This window comes from Streptomyces sp. NPDC007872, from assembly GCF_042868165.1.
Taxonomy (GTDB): domain Bacteria; phylum Actinomycetota; class Actinomycetes; order Streptomycetales; family Streptomycetaceae; genus Streptomyces.
The window spans coordinates 956,891-976,194 of record NZ_JBIAEA010000001.1; the positions used below are offsets into that span (position 1 = coordinate 956,891).

General features: G+C 72.3%; 12 protein-coding genes. 6 read left to right on the top strand and 6 right to left on the bottom strand.

Annotation, left to right across the window (positions count from 1 at the left end):
* Positions 1 to 167: 167 nt before the first annotated feature.
* A complete protein-coding gene (locus tag ACFYNX_RS03910) occupies positions 168 to 833 on the top strand; it encodes an HAD family hydrolase (protein ID WP_388657337.1) in 666 nt (221 codons plus the stop codon).
* On the opposite strand, the gene ACFYNX_RS03915 is transcribed toward ACFYNX_RS03910, so the two are convergent.
* Positions 814 to 2,034: a multiprotein-bridging factor 1 family protein gene (locus ACFYNX_RS03915; protein ID WP_388657340.1), complete on the bottom strand. Its 1,221-nt coding sequence runs from the start codon at positions 2,032 to 2,034 to the stop codon at positions 814 to 816. The genes ACFYNX_RS03910 and ACFYNX_RS03915 overlap by 20 nt on opposite strands.
* Before the next feature lie 172 nt (positions 2,035 to 2,206).
* On the opposite strand from ACFYNX_RS03915, the gene ACFYNX_RS03920 reads away from it, so the two are divergent.
* The 4 genes from ACFYNX_RS03920 to ACFYNX_RS03935 all read left to right on the top strand — a co-directional run bounded on the left by ACFYNX_RS03920 (position 2,207) and on the right by ACFYNX_RS03935 (position 6,231).
* Positions 2,207 to 2,575 (top strand): hypothetical protein, encoded by a 369-nt coding sequence (locus tag ACFYNX_RS03920; protein ID WP_388657343.1) that lies wholly within the window; start codon positions 2,207 to 2,209, stop codon positions 2,573 to 2,575.
* A 473-nt stretch (positions 2,576 to 3,048) separates the two neighbouring features.
* Positions 3,049 to 3,489: a MerR family transcriptional regulator gene (locus ACFYNX_RS03925; protein WP_365541495.1), complete on the top strand. Its 441-nt coding sequence runs from the start codon at positions 3,049 to 3,051 to the stop codon at positions 3,487 to 3,489.
* A 5-nt stretch (positions 3,490 to 3,494) separates the two neighbouring features.
* Positions 3,495 to 3,833 carry a thioredoxin family protein gene (locus ACFYNX_RS03930; protein ID WP_388657346.1) on the top strand — a complete coding sequence of 113 codons (339 nt, stop codon included), beginning with the start codon at positions 3,495 to 3,497 and terminating at the stop codon, positions 3,831 to 3,833.
* 163 nt (positions 3,834 to 3,996) lie between these two features.
* On the top strand, positions 3,997 to 6,231 hold the full coding sequence (locus ACFYNX_RS03935) for a HelD family protein (protein ID WP_388657349.1): 2,235 nt from the start codon (positions 3,997 to 3,999) through the stop codon (positions 6,229 to 6,231).
* Between the two features lie 27 nt (positions 6,232 to 6,258).
* Here the strand turns inward: ACFYNX_RS03935 and glgB are convergent, their stop codons facing one another.
* The 4 genes from glgB to ACFYNX_RS03955 all read right to left on the bottom strand — a co-directional run bounded on the left by glgB (position 6,259) and on the right by ACFYNX_RS03955 (position 14,016).
* Positions 6,259 to 8,589, bottom strand: a complete 2,331-nt coding sequence (gene glgB / locus ACFYNX_RS03940; RefSeq protein ID WP_388657352.1) for a 1,4-alpha-glucan branching enzyme — start codon at positions 8,587 to 8,589, stop codon at positions 6,259 to 6,261.
* Positions 8,590 to 8,755: 166 nt separating this feature from the next.
* Entirely contained in the window at positions 8,756 to 10,105 is a 1,350-nt protein-coding gene (locus ACFYNX_RS03945; protein ID WP_125667673.1) for a maltokinase, read from the bottom strand.
* Positions 10,106 to 10,339: 234 nt separating this feature from the next.
* Positions 10,340 to 12,034 (bottom strand): maltose alpha-D-glucosyltransferase, encoded by a 1,695-nt coding sequence (gene treS, locus ACFYNX_RS03950; protein ID WP_365541501.1) that lies wholly within the window; start codon positions 12,032 to 12,034, stop codon positions 10,340 to 10,342.
* The gene (locus ACFYNX_RS03955) at positions 12,031 to 14,016 is read right to left on the bottom strand and encodes an alpha-1,4-glucan--maltose-1-phosphate maltosyltransferase (RefSeq protein ID WP_388657356.1); all 1,986 of its coding nucleotides are present in this window, start codon (positions 14,014 to 14,016) and stop codon (positions 12,031 to 12,033) included. The genes treS and ACFYNX_RS03955 overlap by 4 nt, the downstream gene beginning before the upstream one ends.
* Positions 14,017 to 14,463: 447 nt before the next feature.
* Between ACFYNX_RS03955 and glgP the strand changes: the two genes are divergently transcribed.
* Entirely contained in the window at positions 14,464 to 17,034 is a 2,571-nt protein-coding gene (gene glgP / locus ACFYNX_RS03960; protein WP_388657359.1) for an alpha-glucan family phosphorylase, read from the top strand.
* 188 nt (positions 17,035 to 17,222) lie between these two features.
* Here the strand turns inward: glgP and ACFYNX_RS03965 are convergent, their stop codons facing one another.
* A complete protein-coding gene (locus ACFYNX_RS03965; RefSeq protein WP_388657362.1) occupies positions 17,223 to 19,250 on the bottom strand; it encodes a M4 family metallopeptidase in 2,028 nt (675 codons plus the stop codon).
* Positions 19,251 to 19,304 lie beyond the last annotated feature (54 nt).

The following is a 19,304-nucleotide window of genomic DNA, read 5'->3' on the forward strand; positions in this document are numbered from 1 at the left end:
TTGCCCGACCTCGCCCTATCGCATGTCGATCATCCTGACTGCCCCGGAGGCCCCTGAACAGAGGTCGTTTACGGGGCCGCCCACAGGGGTGAGACCGACAGCGCAGAGATCGGACAAGTGTGACCCGTGTCTCCACGTGTATCCACCCGGTCCGTAGGATCCGGCCCATGACGATTCGCGCAGTGGTCTTCGACGTCGGCGAGTGCCTGGTGGACGAGACCCGGGAGTACGGCACCTGGGCCGACTGGCTAGGCGTCCCCCGCCACACCTTCGCCGCCGTGTTCGGCGCCGTCATCGCCCAGGGCCGCGACTACCGGGACGTCTTCCAGGAGTTCCGGCCCGGCTTCGACCTCTACGAGCAGCGTGAGGCCCGCGCGGCCGCCGGCCGGCCGGAGCACTTCGGTGAGGACGACCTCTACCCCGACGTCCGTCCGGCGCTCGCGCGACTCCGCGCGGACGGGCTGTGGCTGGGGATCGCCGGGAACCAGACCGTGCGCGCGGGCGGCATCCTGCGGGAGCTGTTCACCGACGACGTCGACCTGATCGGCACCTCGGACGACTGGGGGGCCAGCAAGCCCGATCCCGAGTTCTTCGTACGGGTCGCCGAGGTCGTGCCGTACGAGAACCACGAGATCCTCTACGTCGGCGACCGCGTCGACAACGACCTGCGTCCCGCGGTCGCGGCCGGGATGGAGACCGCGCTCGTGCGCCGCGGCCCGTGGGCGACGATCCAGTGGCGGACCGAGGAAGCGGAGAAGCTCCCGACCTTCCGGGTCGAGAGCCTCACCGAACTGCCGGAGGAGATCGCCCGGTTCAACGAACGAGCGCGCTGACGGTCGTCTCCCACCCGTACAACTGGTCGTCGAGGTCACGCACGCACGGTTCGTGCTGCCACGGCATCAGGGCGCGTCGTACCTCGCGGACCCGTTCCATGCCGGTCGCGTACCAGGTGTCCCGTAGCTGCGCGAGCGCTCGCAGCGCGTAGGCACAGGCCTCCTCGGGGCGCTTGGCCGCGGCCTCGACGGCGGCCAGGTCTCCGAGGATGACGGACTTCTGCTTGTCCTCGCCGGAGGGGATCGAGTCCAGGGCGCCGAGGAGGGTGTCGCGGGCCTGTGGGAGGAGGCCGGCCTTCAGTTCGGTGTTCCCCTTGAACGCGGCCAGCCGTGCGGGGCTGAACCAGTTCAGCCACTCCGGGGCGCCCGGCCCGGTGGCGTCGGCGAGAAGGGTCTGCGCGTGCCGCAGCAGGTGCAGGGCGGTTCGCGTGTTGCCGCAGCGGGTCTCGCACTCGGCCTCCACCGCGTCGAGCCACGCCAGGTGCAGTGCGGACGCCGGGCCCCGGCGGGCGTACGTGCGGGCGGCCGTCATCCGCTCGGCGGCCTCGTCGTGCTGCTGCCGCCACCCGGGGATGAACGCGGTGTGCGCGAGGATCGCGGAACCGAGCAGCGGGTCGTCGGCCTCGCCCGCGGCCTGGAGGGCGCGGACCCAGGTGTCGGCGGCACGCTCGGGCTGCTGCACGTCGAAGAACTCGATCCGTCCGGCGAGGAGGTAGGTCTCGGCGAGCGCGGTGGCGATGCGCTGCCGGGTCGCCCCGGCGGTCTCCTGGAGGAGGACGTGACCGAGTCCGGCGTGCGCGAGGACCGAGGGGTGAAGCGCGGACGGTGCGACCGTCCAGTACAGACCCCGGTGGGCGATGGCGGCGCTCGTGTAGTGATCGGCCACGGCCGCCGGATGGATGCCGGGGCGGCTCTGTGAGGGGACGGACCCGGTGCCGCGCGGGGCGGCGAGGTGTCCGGGGCGTGGGGCGGAGGGTTCGACGCGGCCGGTGGGCGGGGTGAAGCCGAGGTCGGTGAGGCTCTGGCCGAGCAGCCGGGTGAGGCGTTCCTGGTGGAGGGGCTGGGGCCAGGGCGGGTTCGCGGACTCCCAGCGGCCGACCTGTCGGACGGTGACGTCCAAGGCGGCGGCGAACGCCTCTTGGGAGCGATAGCCGGCCGCGACGCGCGCGGCGACGAGCTTGGTGTTGCCGGGTTTCGGCATGGCCCACCTCCTCGGGTGCGTGTTTCAGTGTCGCCAAAAGTCGCTACGTACACCAGCGTTGACCCTCATGAGTGGCCATAGGTCCAGTTCTCAGCCTGGGAAAGTCCGGTGAAAGTCATCGCGTGCGTTCGTGTCCGGTGGCGACGATGAACCCCACCGAACGGAGGCGGCGATGACATCACCCGCACTACAGCTCGGCGCCGCGACCGCGGCGCAACCCGCCGGCCGGGCCTGGGACGCCGTCCGCGTCCCGCGCAGTATCGGTCTCCTCGCCCTGGCGACCCTCGGCACCAGCTCCGGCGCCGTCATCGAGGACGACCGGGCCCTGTACTGGCTCGTGCCGACGGGCTCCGCGGCCGGGTGGGACATCACGAACACCACCGTCCTCGGAGTGGGCGTGAAGGTGCTCGTACCGCCCGCGCGGCGGACGGCCGGGCCGGGGCCGTTCTGGCGGATCTGCCCCGGCGATACCTGGCTCACGGACGTCACCGCCCTGAGGGCGGCCGTCGAGGACGCCTACCGCCCCGAGGCCGCACGGTGAGCGCTGCCGCACCCACTGGGCAAGTCATCCGGCCCGATTGCCGGTTCGGCGAGCACGCGTGGTGCAAGACCGGCCCGGTCTACGTCGGCGCCACCCTCGTTGTTCCCCCCGAAACGCTGCGACTGCCCGTGCCACAAGGCCCAGGAGAGGAAGGCAGCCCGGTGAAGCGCTGCTCGTACTGCGGTCGGCCGATCACCGGCCAGGCCGAGCCGATCCCCGACGGCGCCGCCACAGGAGCTCACGCCCCGGCGTACTGGCACGCCGACCCGGGCGAGTGCGGGCCGCGCGAGGAACGCCCTACCGGGATGGACGAGACCGGCCGCCTTCACGCGTACCCCACCCGCGCGGGCCGGGAACGCTGATCTCCTGCTCTTTCATGGTTACGGCGGGTCACGGGAGCCGCGCGGCCGGCCGACCTCCCCGGAGCACCGGCCCTTGCCCTGACCCCGACGTCAAGGCCTACCGTCGGGGACATGCGCATCGGAGAGCTGGCCGAGCGGGCCGGGACCACCCCGCGGACCCTGCGGTACTACGAGTCGCGCGGTCTCCTGACCGCCCGGCGCACGGACCTGGGGCACCGGACGTACGACGAGGACGACCTGCGGCTCCTCCAGCAGATCAGGACCCTTCAGGACTTCGGGTTCGAGCTGGAGGAGACGCGGCCGTTCGTCGACTGCCTGCGCGCGGGGCACCCGGCGGGGGACGCGTGCCCCGCGTCGATCGCCGTCTACCGGCGCAAGGTCGCCGAGCTGGACGGGCTGATCGAACAGCTCCGGGCGGTACGCGCCCAGGTGGGCGCCCAGCTCCTGCGGGCCGAGGCGGAACTGCCGCACGGCCCGGAGCCCCGCTGCGAACTGGCCACGGGGAAAGCCATCGAGAAAGCCACCGGGAAAACCGCGGAGGAAGAGGAGTGACGGACATGACGACGCACACGACGGGCGTGACCGAGGTGACGGACGCGGACTTCGGCGCGGAGGTGCTGGGTTCCGGGCTGCCGGTCCTGGTGAAGTTCACCGCCGAGTGGTGCGGGCCGTGCCGGCAGCTCAAGCCGGTGCTCGGCGCGCTCGCCGAGGAGGAGGCCGCGCGCCTGCGGATCGTCGAGGTCGACGTGGACCGCAACCCCGGGACCACGGTGAGGTACGGGGTCCTCGCCACTCCGACCCTCATGGTCTTCCGGGACGGCGAGCCCGTGAAGTCCCTGGTCGGCGCCCGCCCGAAGCGCCGCCTCCTGGAGGAGCTGGAGGACGTGCTGGCTTAGGCCCCACCGGGCCGGCCCCGGTTTCCCGCAGTGCATACAGAAATACCCCGACTAGAATTGACAGTCGGGGTATTGCATCGCGTATATTTATGGATTCCGTGTCTATGCACAGCAGTAACACGGAGAAGTTCACTAAACGCACTGTATCGCGCCGGGAGTCGAATTGTCAACCGAGGAATTTCGGAATGAACAGCGATTCATCACCGATCTCTACACCCGACTCGACGACCTGAGGGACCAGGCCGAGGCCGCCGTCGACCGCGCCCTGCGCACCCCCGGCACCGGCAGCAACCAGGGCCGGCTCGAACGGGACGTGATGGTCGCCGAGCAGTCCGGGCTGCTCGCCGCGTTCAACGCGGGGGAGAGCGGCCTCTGCTTCGGCCGGCTCGTCTTCCGCGACGGCCGCGACCACCACATCGGACGGCTCGGCATCCGCGAGGACGACCCGAACCGCACCCCCCTCGTCGTCGACTGGCGCGCCGAGGTCGCCCGCCCCTTCTACCTCGCCACCGGGTACGAGCCGATGGGCCTCTCCCGCCGCCGCCACATCAGCACCACCGGCCGCACGGTCACCGCCCTCCACGACGAGGTCCTCGACCTCGCCGACGCCACCCGCACCGGCCACGAGAGCCGGGACGCCGACGAGGTGCTGCTCGCCTCGCTCGACGCCGCCCGCACCGGCCGCATGCACGACATCGTGCAGACCATCCAGGCCGAGCAGGACGCCATCATCCGCTCCCCGCACCGCGGCGTCCTCGTCGTCGAGGGCGGCCCCGGCACCGGCAAGACCGCCGTCGCCCTGCACCGCGCCGCGTACCTCCTCTACGCCCACCGCGAGCAGCTCGCCCGCCGGGCCGTCCTCATCGTCGGCCCCAACCCCGCCTTCCTCGGCTACATCGGCAACGTCCTGCCCTCCCTCGGCGAGACCGGCGTCCTCCTCGCCACCCCCGCCGAGCTCTTCCCGGGCGTCCGCGCCACCGGCACCGACACCCCGCGCGCCGCCGCCGTCAAGGGCTCCGCCGCCATGGCCGACGCCCTCGCCGCCGCCGTACGGGACCACCAGCGGGTCCCCGAGCGCGGCGAGCCCCTCGTCGTCCCCCACGAGGACGGCGACCTGGTCGTCGACTGGGACATGGCCCTGGAGGCCCGCCACAAGGCCCGCGAGACCGCCCTCCCGCACAACCTCGCCCGCCCCTACTTCGTCTTCCGGATCCTCGACGCCCTCGCCGAGCAGCTCGCCGACCGGATCGGCGCCGACCCCTACGGCGGCCCCAACTTCCTCGGCCCCGACGACATCGCCCTGCTCGCCAAGGGCATCGCCGCGAACGCCGAGGTGTACGCCGCCCTCGACACCCTCTGGCCCGCCCTCACCCCGCAGGAGTTCCTCGCCGGCTACCTCGCCGACCCCACCCACCTGCCCGACGCCGACGCCGCCGCGATCCGGCGCGAGGGCGACGCGTGGACCCCCGCCGACGTGCCCCTGCTCGACGAGGCCGCCGAGCTGCTCGGCGAGGACGACTCGGCGGCCCGGGCCGCCCAGGAGGCCGAGCGGCAGAAGCGGATCCAGTACGCGCAGGGCGTCCTCGACGTCTCCTACGCCTCCCGCACCTACGAGTTCGAGGACAAGGAGGAGCAGGACAAGGACGCCTCCGAGGTCCTCTCCGCCCACGACATCATCGACGCCGAGCGGTTCGCCGAGCGGCACGAGGAGGCCGACCACCGCACCGCCGCCGAACGGGCCGCCGCCGACCGCACCTGGGCCTTCGGGCACATCATCGTCGACGAGGCACAGGAGCTCTCCGCGATGGCCTGGCGGCTCCTGATGCGCCGCAGCCCCACCCGCTCCATGACCCTGGTCGGGGACCCCGCCCAGACCGGCGACCCGGCCGGCGTCGGCGCCTGGCAGGACGTTCTCGGCCCGTACGTGGAGGACCGCTGGGACCTGGTCCGGCTCGGCGTCAACTACCGCACCCCCGCCGAGATCATGGCCGTCGCCGCCGAGGTGCGACGCGCGGACGACCCCGGCTTCGAGCCGCCCGGCTCGGTCCGCTCGACCGGGGTCGAGCCCTGGGACCGCACGGTCGAGGACCCGGTGAAGGAGGCCGCCGACGCGGTGGCCGCCGAGCGGCGCCCCGACGGACGGCTCGCCGTGATCGCCCCGCCGGAGCTGCATCCCGCCCTGGCCGCCGCCCTCCCGGACGCCGACCACGGCCCGGCCCCCGACCTCACCCGGCCGGTGGTCCTGCTCGACCCCCGGCAGGCCAAGGGCCTGGAGTTCGACACGGTCCTCGTCGTCGACCCGGACGGCATCCGGGCCGGCGCCCCGCACGGCGTGAACGACCTGTACGTGGCGCTGACCCGGGCCACCCAGCGACTCGGCGTGATCAGGCCGGCCTGAGACCGGGGCTCACGCCCGCCGCGCCCTTCAAGCCGGCCTGAACCACACCGTCGCCAGCGGCGGCAGCGTCATCCGCACGCTGGACGGCCGCCCGTGCCACGGCACCGACTCGGTCTTCACCGGGTCGGTGCCGACCACGTCCGAGCCCCCGTAGCGGCCCGCGTCCGTGTTCAGCACCTCCGTCCAGGCCGCGAAGGTGTCCGGCACCCCGAGCCGGTAGTCGTGCCGCACCACCGGCGAGAAGTTCGACACGGCGAGCAGCGGCGAGCCGAGCCCGTCGAAGCGCAGGAACGCGAAGACGTTGTCGTCGGCCGCGTCCCCGACCACCCACTCGAACCCCTCGGGCGAGGTGTCCCGTTCCCACAGCGACGGCGACGCCGTGTAGACCGCGTTCAGGTCGCGGACCAGGTTCTGCACGCCCCGGTGGTCGTCCGCCGCCCCGTACGCCGGGTCGAGCAGCCACCAGTCCGGCCCCTGGTCCGCCGACCACTCCCCGCCCTGCGCGAACTCCTGCCCCATGTACAGGAGTTGCTTGCCGGGGTGGGCCCACATGTAGCCCAGGTAGGCGCGGTGGTTGGCCCGCTGCTGCCACCAGTCGCCCGGCATCTTCGACACCAGCGACCGCTTGCCGTGCACGACCTCGTCGTGCGAGATCGGCAGGATGTAGTTCTCGCTGTACGCGTACACCATCGAGAACGTCATCTCGTTGTGGTGGTACTTGCGGTGCACCGGCTCCTTCTGCACGTACTCCAGGGAGTCGTGCATCCAGCCCATGTTCCACTTCATGCCGAAGCCGAGGCCGCCGAAGCCGCCCGGACCCACCTGGTCCGTCGGCCGCGTCACCCCGTCCCAGGCCGTGGACTCCTCCGCGAAGGTCACGATCCCCGGGCAGCGCCGGTACACGGTCGCGTTCATCTCCTGGAGGAACGCCACCGCGTCCGGGTTCTCCCGGCCCCCGAACTCGTTCGGCACCCACTCGCCGTGCTCGCGCGAGTAGTCCAGGTAGAGCATCGAGGCGACCGCGTCCACCCGCAGGCCGTCGATGTGGAACTCCTGGCACCAGTACACGGCGTTGGCGACCAGGAAGTTCCGCACCTCCTTGCGGCCGTAGTCGAACTCCAGGGTCCCCCAGTCCGGGTGGTGCGACCGGCGCGGGTCCTCGTGCTCGTACAGCGGCCGCCCGTCGAACTCCGCGAGCGCCCAGTCGTCCTTCGGGAAGTGCGCCGGGACCCAGTCCATCAGGACCCCGATCCCCGCCCGGTGCAGCGCGTCCACCAGGTACTTGAAGTCGTCCGGGGTGCCCAGCCGGGCCGTCGGCGCGTAGAAGCCCGTCACCTGGTAGCCCCACGAGCCGCCGAAGGGGTGCTCGGCGACCGGCATGAACTCCACGTGCGTGAAACCGAGGTCGCGCACGTACGCGGGCAACTGCTCGGCCAGCTCGCGGTAGGTGAGCCCCGGCCGCCAGGACGCCAGGTGCACCTCGTACACCGACAGCGGGGCCTCGTGGGCCGGGCGGGAGCCCCGCCGCTCCATCCACTCGCCGTCGCTCCACGCGTGGTGCGACTCGGTGACGATCGACGCGGTGTTCGGCGGGCACTCGGTCCGCCGGGCCATCGGGTCCGCCCGCAGCGTGTGCGAGCCGTCGGGCCGGGCGATGTCGTACTTGTAGACCGTGCCCTCGCCGAGGCCGGGCACGAACAGCTCCCACACGCCCGTCGAGCCGAGCGAGCGCATCGGCAGGCCCGTGCCCCAGTACGTGAACGCGCCGGTGAGCCGCACCCCGCGCGCGTTCGGCGCCCAGACCGCGAACCGGGTGCCGGTCACGCCCTCGTGCGTCATGATCCGGGAGCCGAGCGCCTTCCACAGCTCCTCGTGCCGGCCCTCGCCGATCAGGTGCAGGTCGAGGTCGCCGAGCGAGGGCAGGAAGCGGTACGGGTCCTGCACCTCCAGCTCCGTACCTTCGGCGCCTTCGTCGTACCGCACCCGCAGCTCGTACGCCGGCACCTTCCGCAGCAGCGGCAGCAGCCCGGAGAAGAGCCCGTCCCCGTCGTCGTGGAGGACGATCCGGCGGCCCTTGACGAGGACGGCGACCTCCCGGGCGTACGGGCGCAGCACCCGCACCACCACCCCGCCGCGCACCGGGTGCGCGCCGAGCACCCCGTGCGGGTCGTGGTGCTCCCCGGCGAGCAGCCGGGCCCGGTCGCCCGGGTCGAGCGGTGGCGCCTTCCGCACGGCGGGCCGCTCCGGCGCCGGCTCCTTCCGCACGGCGAGCAGGTCCGCCGCGGACGCCTTCTTGGCAGTGGCCGACGCGGGCGCCTTCTTGGCTGTGGACGTCTTTCCTGCGGATCGGGCGGTCACGGGGATGCCTCCTGGAGGACGGGAGAGGGAAAGGGGGGATTCGTGGGGAACACGCTTGTGGAACGGGCCGCGGGGACCCCGGGACACTCGGCCGAACGGGGCCGGTGGGGGTTCTCGCGGGTGGGACGGGGCCCGCGGGACGGGCCCGCTGCTCCGAACGGGGTACTCACGGGATCGCCGCCAGCCGTTCGATCGCCGCCATCGGCACCGGCAGCCAGTCCGGCCGGTGCCGGGCCTCGTAGACGACCTCGTACACCGCCTTGTCGGTCTCGTAGGCGCGCAGCAGCGCCGGGTCCGAGCGGGGGTCGGCGCCCGCCGCCTCCGCGTAGCCGGTGCAGAAGGCGTCGCGACAGCGGGCCGCCCAGTCGGCGTTCCACGGCCGGTGGGTGCGGGCCGCGTAGTCGAAGGAGCGGAGCATCCCGGCGACGTCCCGGACCGTGGGCTGGGGGCTGCGCCGCTCGTCCAGCGGCTTCGCGGGCTCGCCCTCGAAGTCGATCACCGCCCAGGCCCCGTCGGAACCCCGCAGGGTCTGCCCGAGGTGCAGGTCGCCGTGGATGCGCTGGAGCGCACCCGCCCCGGCGGCGCCGCTCGCCGCCGCGAAGACGGCCCGCAGCCCCGGCACGTGCGGCAGCAGCGCGGGCACGGCCTGCGCCGCCGCGTGCAGCCGCCGGTCCATCGCGTCGGCGAGCAGCTCGGCCTCGGCCTTGCCGAGCCGCCGCGTCGGCAGCGCCCCGGCGAGCGCCAGGTGCACCTCGGCCGTGGCGCGTCCGAGGTCCCGCGCCTCGCCGGTGAACTCCCGCCCGTCGGCCAGCGCGTCGAGCGCGAGCCGCCAGCCGTCGCGGGAGTCCCGCAGATAGGGCTGGAGGACGCCGAGGGTCGCGGCCCCCGACTCGAACCAGGCGACCGGCGCGGGCACCCGGGCGCAGCCGGCCCGGCTGAGCGCCAGCGGCAGCTCCAGGTCGGGGTTGGCGCCGGGACTGACCCGCCGGAAGATCTTCAGGATGTACGCGTCGCCGTAGACGAGCGAGGAGTTGGACTGCTCGGCGTCGAGCACGCGGGGCGCGAGCGCGGCCGGCAGGGCGGTGGTGGCGTGGAAGCGCAGCGGACCGGTCCGGCCCGGGGTGCGCAGCCGCTCGTAGAGGAGCCCGGCGAGCCGCGGGTCGCGCAGCCCTTCGTAGACGGCCCGCCCGGCGAGCGGCCCCTGCCGGATCCGCCCGATCAGGGCGGGGGCGAGGCGGGGCGGGAGCTGGGTCCTTACGCCCAGGAGCAGTTGGTAGCAGTCGGAGGGCGAACCGGCCGGGCGGCCCGGCTGTTCGACTCGTACGAGCAGATGGAGGAGGCCGGGCCCCGGGCCGTCCAGCGGCAGCAGCTCCGTGGCCGCGTCCAGTGTGAATCCGGTGACCCGGCGGCCCTTGCCCGCGAACCAGCGCTGCCGTGGCAGCCATTCGTGGAGCAGGGGGGCGAGGGACGGAAGGAGGGCGTCCGGGGCCCGGGTGTCGGATGCGGTCTCCGGCATGGCATCGCGTCCTTTCCCCGGGGCGCGCAGTTGGCGTTCGTATACGTTCAAATGCGCAGAGTGTCCCGGATGGCGGCTTGGACTGTCCGGATGTGCGGGACGTGTCGGAAAGGGAAGATCCGTACGGGCCCGGGAAGAAGGCCCGTATGGACCTGAATCGTGCTGTCGTTCACAGTGCCCCCGGCGGGACGGGCGAAACCGCCCCGCCGCGGACGTGGCCGAACCGTCGCGGTCTCAGTCCTTCTTGAGGCGGAACCAGTAGAACCCGTGTCCCGCCAGGGTCAGGAGGTACGGGAGTTGACCGATGGCAGGAAACTTCACGCCACCGATCAGCTCCATGGGGTGCAGGCCCGCGAAGCGCCGCAGGTCCAGCTCGGTCGGCTGCGCGAACCGCGAGAAGTTGTTCACGCAGAGGACCAGGTCGTCGCCGTCCTCGCGCAGGAACGCGAGCACCGCCGGATTGGACGCCGGGAGTTCCGTGTACGTCCCCGTGCCGAAGGCCCGGTTCTGCTTCCGGATCTCGATCATCCGCTTCGTCCAGTGCAGCAGCGACGAGGGCGAGGCCATGCCCGCCTCGACGTTGGTCACCTGGTAGCCGTGGACCGGGTCCATGATGGCCGGAAGGTAGAGCCTGCCCGGGTCGCAGGAGGAGAAGCCGGCGTTCCGGTCGGGCGTCCACTGCATCGGGGTCCGCACCCCGTCCCGGTCGCCCAGCCAGATGTTGTCGCCCATGCCGATCTCGTCGCCGTAGTACAGCACCGGCGAGCCCGGCAGCGAGAAGAGCAGCGCGGTGAACAGCTCCATCTGGTTGCGGTCGTTGTCCAGGAGCGGGGCGAGTCGGCGCCGGATGCCGATGTTGGCCCGCATCCGCGGGTCCTTGGCGTACTCCGCGTACATGTAGTCGCGCTCTTCGTCCGTGACCATCTCGAGCGTCAGCTCGTCGTGGTTGCGCAGGAAGATGCCCCACTGGCAGCCGGACGGGATCGCCGGCGTCTTCGCCAGGATCTCCGAGACCGGGTAGCGGGACTCGCGCCGCACGGCCATGAAGATCCGCGGCATGACCGGGAAGTGGAAGGCCATGTGGCACTCGTCGCCGCCCGACCGGAAGTCGCCGAAGTAGTCGACGACGTCCTCCGGCCACTGGTTGGCCTCGGCGAGCAGCACCGTGTCCGGGTAGTGGTCGTCGATCTCCTTGCGGACCCGCTTCAGGAAGGCGTGGGTGGCCGGGAGGTTCTCGCAGTTGGTCCCCTCCTCCTGGTACAGGTACGGCACCGCGTCGAGCCGGAAGCCGTCGATCCCCAGGTCCAGCCAGAACTTCAGCGCGGACAGGATCTCCTTCTGCACCGCCGGGTTCTCGTAGTTGAGGTCCGGCTGGTGCGAGAAGAACCGGTGCCAGTAGTACTGCTTGCGCACCGGGTCGAAGGTCCAGTTGGAGGTCTCCGTGTCGACGAAGATGATCCGGGCGTCCGGGTACTGCTTGTCGTCGTCGGCCCAGACGTAGTAGTCGCCGTACGGCCCGTCCGGATCGCGCCGCGACTCCTGGAACCACATGTGCTGGTCGCTGGTGTGGTTCATGACGAAGTCGATGACCACGCGCATGCCGCGCTGGTGGGCCGCGTCCACGAACTCCACGAAGTCGGCGAGGTCGCCGAACTCCGGGAGCACGGACGTATAGTCGGCGACGTCGTAACCTCCGTCGCGCAGCGGGGACTTGAAGAACGGCGGCAGCCAGAGGCAGTCCACGCCCAGCCACTGGAGGTAGTCCAGCTTGGACGTGATGCCCTTCAGGTCGCCGACGCCGTCGCCGTTGCTGTCCTGGAAGGAACGGACCAGGACCTCGTAGAAGACGGCCCGCTTGAACCACTCGGGATCGCGGTCCTTGGCGGGGGTGTCCTCGAACTTGTCGGGGACGGGCTCGTTGACAGTCATGAGGTGGGTGACCCTCCGGTCTGCGGGGACGGTCGCAGGGCCAGCACGTGGGCGGGCGCGACGCCCGGTTCCAGGCGCACGTAGTTGGACCTGCCCCAGTGATAGGTGTCGCCGGTGAGCTCGTCGCGCACCGGTGCGGTCTCGTGCCAGTCCAGGCCGAGTTCCGGCATGTTCAACGAGACCGTCGCCTCCTGGGTGTGGTGCGGGTCGAGGTTGACGACCACCAGAACGGTGTTCGAACCGGAGCGCTTGCTGTACGCGATCACCTGCGGGTTGTCCGCCTCGTGGAAGGTCAGGTTCCGCAGTCGGCGCAGGGCCGGGTGGCGGCGCCTGATCCGGTTCAGGTTCGTGATCAGCGGGGTGATCGTCCGCCCCGCGCGCTCCGCCGACTCCCAGTCACGGGGCCGCAGTTCGTACTTCTCCGAGTCCAGGTACTCCTCGCCGCCCTCCCGCAGCGGGGTGTTCTCGCACAGCTCGTACCCGGCGTACATGCCCCAGGACGGCGAGAGCGTCGCCGCGAGGACCGCCCGCGCCTCGAACGCGGGCCGGCCGCCCTTCTGGAGGAGGCCGGGCAGGATGTCCGGGGTGTTCACCCAGAAGTTCGGCCGCATCTGCGCGGCCGTCTCCCGGGACAGCTCCGTCAGGTACTCCGTCAGCTCCTCCTTGGTGTTGCGCCAGGTGAAGTACGTGTACGACTGCTGGAAGCCGATCGCGCCCAGGGTCCGCATCATCGCGGGCCGGGTGAACGCCTCCGCCAGGAAGATCACGTCCGGATCGCTCTTGTTGACCTCCCCGATGACCCGCTCCCAGAACACCACCGGCTTGGTGTGCGGGTTGTCGACGCGGAAGATCCGGATCCCGTGGTCCATCCAGTGCCGCAGCACCCGCACGGTCTCCTCGACGATCCCGTCCATGTCCTTGTCGAACGCGATGGGATAGATGTCCTGGTACTTCTTCGGCGGGTTCTCCGCGTACGCGATCGAGCCGTCGGGGCGGTGGTGGAACCAGTCCGGGTGCTTCTCCACCCACGGGTGGTCCGGCGAGCACTGGAGCGCGAAGTCGAGCGCGATCTCCAGGCGCAGCTCCCGGGCCCGCGCCACGAAGGCGTCGAAGTCCTCGAAGGTGCCCAGGTCGGGGTGGAGCGCGTCGTGCCCGCCCTCCGGCGAACCGATCGCCCACGGCACCCCCACGTCGCTCGGCGACGCCGACAGGGAGTTGTTCGGCCCCTTGCGGTGGGTCTCGCCGATCGGGTGCACCGGCGGCAGGTACACCACGTCGAAGCCCATCGCCGCCACCGCCGGCAGCCGCTCGGCGGCCGTGCGGAAGTTCCCCGGGACCGTGCGCCCCCCGACCGTCCGCGCCCCCTCGGAGCGCGGGAAGAACTCGTACCACGAGCCGTACAGGGCCCGCTCCCGCTCCACCTGGAGGGGGAACTTCGGCGAGGAGGTGAGCAGTTCGCGCAGCGGATGGCGGTCCAGGACCTCCACCGCCCGGGGGGCCAGGGCCGCCGCGAGCCGCACGGCGGCGGGGCGGGACGGGTCGCGCAGCGTGTCCGCCACCGCGAGCACGGCCTCCCGGCCGCCGCCCTTCTTCGGGACGCCCTTCGCCGCCCGCTCGTGCAGCTCGGCCCCCTCGGCGAGGACCAGTTCGGAGTCGATCCCGGCCGGGATCTTGATCCTCGCCGCGTGCCGCCAGGTCGCGATCGGATCGCTCCAGGCCTCCACGGCGTACGTCCAGGAGCCCTCGGCGTCCGGGGTGACCTCGGCCCCCCACCGGTCGGTGCCCGGGGCCAGTTCGCGCATCGGGATCCAGGGGCCGGGACGGCCCGACGGGCCGCGCAGCACGACATTGGCGGCGACCGCGTCGTGTCCCTCGCGGAAGACGGTCGCCGTCACCTCGAAGGTCTCTCCGGCCACCGCCTTCGCGGGGCGCCGGCCGCAGTCGACCAGTGGGCGGACGTCCAGTACGGGAATGCGTCCCATGAGCGGATTCACAGCATCACCTGACGGGTTACGGGGGTGCGGGTGGTGGTGCGCTCTTTCTAGCTCCGCCGACGGCCGGCGGGCCGGGGGCGTGCCCTCTCCCGTCCGCGTTCACCCGGACGGCCGAACCGAGGGGGTGAAAGGGGGTCAGGAAGGGGCGCGTGCCGGGCGTTACCGGAGGAGCCTTCCCATGGTGCACCCTCGGGCAATCCGGCGCTTTGTTAACTACCCGGTCGTAGCAAATCGGGCCAGGGTTGAAGTCGGACACGAGGCCGTCACCGCCCCTGTGGCATCAGGACGTTGCTCCCGCCCGGTCCGTCACAGGGCTTTCCGTACCCGTCGGTTCCCGTTGCTCCGATCCGGTCGGGGCTACCATCGGAGCGGCATGCCGGACACACAGCGTGGTGCGTCCGCTCCGGTCCGTACTCGCCTGCGAAGGTGGAACACGTGAAGGCAATCCGTCGATTCACCGTGCGCCCCGTCCTCCCCGACACCCTTCGACCCCTCGCCGACCTGGCGCGCAACCTGCGCTGGTCCTGGCACGAGCCCACCCGGGCCCTCTTCGACTCCCTCGGCACCCCCGGTCCGGGCACCCCGCCCGGCACCGGCACCGACCCCGTCCGGATCCTCGGCTCCCTCGAAGCCCCCCGGCTCGCCGCGCTCGCCGCCGACCAGGACTTCCTGGCCCGGCTCCGCGCCGCCGCCGAGGACCTCGACGCCTATCTGCACGCCCCCCGCTGGTACCAGGAGCAGTCCGGCGACCTGCCCGCCGCCGTCGCCTACTTCTCGCCCGAGTTCGGCGTCGCCGCGGCCCTGCCCCAGTACTCCGGCGGCCTCGGCATCCTCGCCGGCGACCACCTCAAGGCCGCCAGCGACCTCGGCGTCCCCCTGATCGGCGTCGGGCTGCTCTACCGGCACGGCTACTTCCGCCAGTCCCTCGGCAGGGACGGCTGGCAGCAGGAGCAGTACCCCGTCCTCGACCCCGGCGAGCTGCCCGTCACCCTGCTCCGCGAGCCCGACGGCACCCCCGCCCGCGTCACCCTCGCCCTGCCCGGCGGCCGCAGCCTGCACGCCCACCTGTGGACCGCCCAGGTCGGCCGCGTCCCGCTGCTCATGCTCGACTCCGACGTCGAGGAGAACGCACCCGGCGAGCGCGGAGTCACCGACCGTCTCTACGGCGGCGGCAGCGAGCACCGGCTCCTCCAGGAGATGCTCCTCGGCATCGGCGGCGTCCGCGCCGTCCGCGCGTACACCCGGCTCACCGGCCACCCCGTCCCTGAGGTCTTCCACACCAACGAGGGCCACGCCGGCTTCCTCGGCCTCGAACGCATCCGTGAACTCCAGGGCGAGGGGCTCGACTTCGACAGCGCCCTGGAGACCGTCCGGGCCGGCACCGTCTTCACCACCCACACCCCCGTCCCGGCCGGCATCGACCGCTTCGACCGCGCCCTGGTCGCCCGCCACCTCGGCGAGGGCGGCGCCCTGCCCGGCGTCGACACCGGCCGCGTCCTCGCCCTCGGCGACGAGACCCCCCTCGGCGGCGAACCCGGCGTCTTCAACATGGCCGCCATGGGTCTGCGCCTCGCCCAGCGCGCCAACGGCGTCTCCACCCTCCACGGCGCCGTCAGCCGCGCCATGTTCGCCGGACTATGGCCGGGATTCGACCCCGAAGAGGTGCCCATCACCTCCATCACCAACGGCGTCCACGCCCCCACCTGGGTCGCCCCCGAGGTCGGCCCGCTCGGCCCCGACGCGAGCGACCGGGAGCTGTGGGACCTGCGCCGCACCCTGCGCGAGCGGCTCGTCGCCGACGTACGGGACCGGCTGCGGGCCTCCTGGCGGCAGCGCGGCGCGGCCGCCGCCGAACTCGGCTGGACCGACTCCGTCCTCGACCCCGACGTCCTCACCATCGGCTTCGCCCGCCGCGTCCCCTCGTACAAGCGGCTCACCCTGATGCTGCGCGACAAGGACCGGCTGCGGTCGCTGCTGCTCCACCCCGAGCGGCCCGTGCAGCTCGTCGTCGCCGGCAAGGCCCACCCCGCCGACGACGGCGGCAAGCGGCTCGTGCAGGAGCTCGTCCGCTTCGCCGACGACCCCCGGGTCCGGCACCGGATCGTCTTTCTGCCCGACTACGGCATGGCGATGGCCCGCGGCCTCTACCCCGGCTGCGACGTCTGGCTCAACAACCCCCTGCGCCCCCTGGAGGCCTGCGGCACCAGCGGCATGAAGGCCGCCCTCAACGGCTGCCTCAACCTCTCCGTCCTCGACGGCTGGTGGGACGAGTGGTTCGAGCCCGACTTCGGCTGGGCCATCCCCACCGCCGACGGCGCGGCCGCCGCCGACGAGGAGCGCCGCGACGACCTGGAGGCCGCCGCCCTCTACGAGCTGATCGAGCGCCGGGTCGCCCCCCGCTTCTACGACCGGGGCCCGGACGGCGTCCCGTCCGGCTGGACGGCGATGGTCCGGCGCACCCTCGCCGACCTCGGCCCCAAGGTCCTCGCCGACCGCATGGTCCGCGAGTACGTCGAGCGGCTCTACGCCCCGGCCGCCACCGCCCGCCGGGCGCTCGCCCCGGACCGGGCCCGCGAGCTCGCCGCCTGGAAGGCCCGGGTCCGGGAGGCCTGGCCCAAGGTGACCGTCGACCGCGTCGAGGTCGGCGACGGCCTCGCGGACGACGTGGCCGACGCGGAGCTGGGCGCCACCCCGGTCGTCCGCGTCCGGGTCGCCCTCGGCACCCTCACCCCCGACGACGTCGAGGTCCAGGCCGTCACCGGCCGGGTCGACGCCGACGACACCCTCACCGCCCCCCGCACGGTCGCCCTCAAGCCGGCGGGCGGTCCCGACCTGGAGGGCCGCCTCCCGTACGCGGGCACCCTGGAACTCGACCGCACGGGCTCCTTCGGCTGCACCGTCCGCGTCCTGCCCACCCACCCCCTCCTCGCCCACCCGACCGAGCTGGGCCTGGCGGCCCTGCCGGAGGAGACGACGGGGGAGGGGGCGGGGGTGTTGTTGCGGTAGGGGCGGGGCGGGCGCCCTGAACCGTGGTGCCTTGCTCCCCCGGGCGCCACGGTTCGCAGAAGCCGCCCGCGACGGGACGCGGGACGCAGATCGAACGGCGGCACCCTGATCACGCGTTCCACCCCGCGGAGGACGCACGGACGCCCCGGGGGCGTTGCCCCCGGGGCGTCCGTCACTTCGTCGTGGCCTTACGGGAAGGTCAGCTTGAAGGCGTTGATGTAGCCGGTGTCGGCCGAGGCCTTGTCCTGGACGCGGAGCTTCCAGGCGCCGTTGGCGACCTCGGAGGAGGCGTTGACGGTGAAGGTCTGGACGATGTTGTCGGCGCTGCCGCCGGAGCGGTTGCTCAGGCTGTAGACGGAGCCGTCGGGGGCGACGAGGTCGACCACGAGGTCACCGCGGTAGGTGTGGACGATGTCCACGCCGACCGAGAGGTTGCTCGGGGCGTTGCCGGTGACGCCGGTGACGTTGACCGTCGAGGTGACCGCGGCGCCGTTGTCCGGGATGGACACGTCGGCGGTGTTCTCGAAGACCTTGCCACCGGGGTTGCCGCCACCGGGACGGGCGCCGACGTTGATCGCGGCCCAGGCGTTCTCGACGGCCGTCACCTCGGGGCTGGTGGCGCCGTAGAGCGCCTTGGCCACGTCGACCGTGCCCGTGCGGGCGGCGGCGTAGTTGGTGTTGGAGCCGAACTTGGTGGTGAGCGCCTTGAACCAGATCAGCGCGGCCTTGTCCCGGCCGATGCCCGTGACGGGCAGGCCGTCCGAGGTCGGGGAGTCGTAGCTCACGCCGTTGATCGTCTTGGTGCCGCTGCCCTCGGAGAGCAGGTAGAACCAGTGGTTCGCCGGGCCCGAGGAGTAGTGGACGTCGATCGAGCCGATGCCCGAGTACCAGGCGTCCTTGGACGAGCCGTCCTTGCTCGGCTTGTCCATGTAGCGCAGCGGGGTGCCGTTGCCGCGGATGTCGATCTTCTCGCCGACGAGGTAGTCGCCCTGGTCGGACGCGTTGTTGGCGTAGAACTCGACGGCCGCCGCGAAGATGTCCGAGGTGGCCTCGTTGAGGCCGCCGGACTCGCCGCTGTAGACCAGGCCGGCGGTGTTGGAGGTGACGCCGTGCGTCATCTCGTGCGCGGCCACGTCGATGGAGGTCAGCGGCTTGGTGTTGCCCGCGCCGTCGCCGTACGTCATGCAGAAGCAGGAGTCCTGCCAGAAGGCGTTGACGTACGCGTTGCCGTAGTGGACCCGGGAGTACGCGCCGACGCCGTCACCGCGGATGCCGGTGCGGCCGTGCACGTTCTTGTAGTAGTCCCAGGTGAGCGCGGCGCCGTAGTGCGCGTCGGCGCCCGCGGTCTCCTTGTTGGACGGGTTGCCGTTGCCCCACACGTCGGTGGTGTTGGTGAACAGCGTTCCCGTGCCGGAGCTGCCGCCGTTGAGGTTGTACGTCTTGTGGTTGCCGCGGCCGGTGTCCGTCAGCGAGTACGAGGGCGCGGTGCCGAGCGTCACCTGGCCGCTGTACTGCGTGTTGCCGGTGCCGGTCTCGATGGCCTGCCACTCGTAGAGCTTCGCGCCCGACTTGGCGTCGGTGACGACGTGCAGCTCGTTCGGGGTGCCGTCGTGCTGGAGGCCGCCGACGACGGTCTCGTACGCGAGGACCGGGGTGCCCCCGGCGAGCCAGACCACCTTGCGCGGGGCACGGCTCGCGGCGGCCTTGTCGGAGCCGTCCGCCCGGGCGAGGCCGACGGCCTGCTTCTCGGCGGCCGCCGGGGCGACCTCGGCGGTCGTGTCGACGTTCTTCAGCTCCGTGCGGACCGCCTTGGTGACGCCCTGCCGGACGCCGGCCTTGGACTCCTCGACGACCAGGTCGCCGCCGAGCACGGGCAGACCGGCGTAGGTCCGCTCGTAGCGGGTGTGGGTCGTGCCGTCGCGGTCCTGGACGACGTCGCGGACGACCAGCTTCTCCTGGGCGCCGAGGCCGAGGGACTTGGCCGTGGCGGCCTTGTCGGCGTCGGCCGCCTTGATCAGCGCGGTGCGCTGGGCGGGGGTGAGGTCGGCCGGGAGCTTGCCCGGGTTCGCCGACGTGCCCTGCTGGGCCTTGGGCGCGACGCCGAACGGGGTGTCCGCCGCGGTGGCGGCGCCCGTCTGGACGCTCACGGCGATCATGGCGGCGGCGGCTATCAGGGCACCGGTCGCGGTGGCGCGACGGCTGGGCGTGGATCTCACGCGGACTCCTTTTGCGAGGGGGGTACCGGCGGGCCTGGGTGAGTCCGTCGGGCA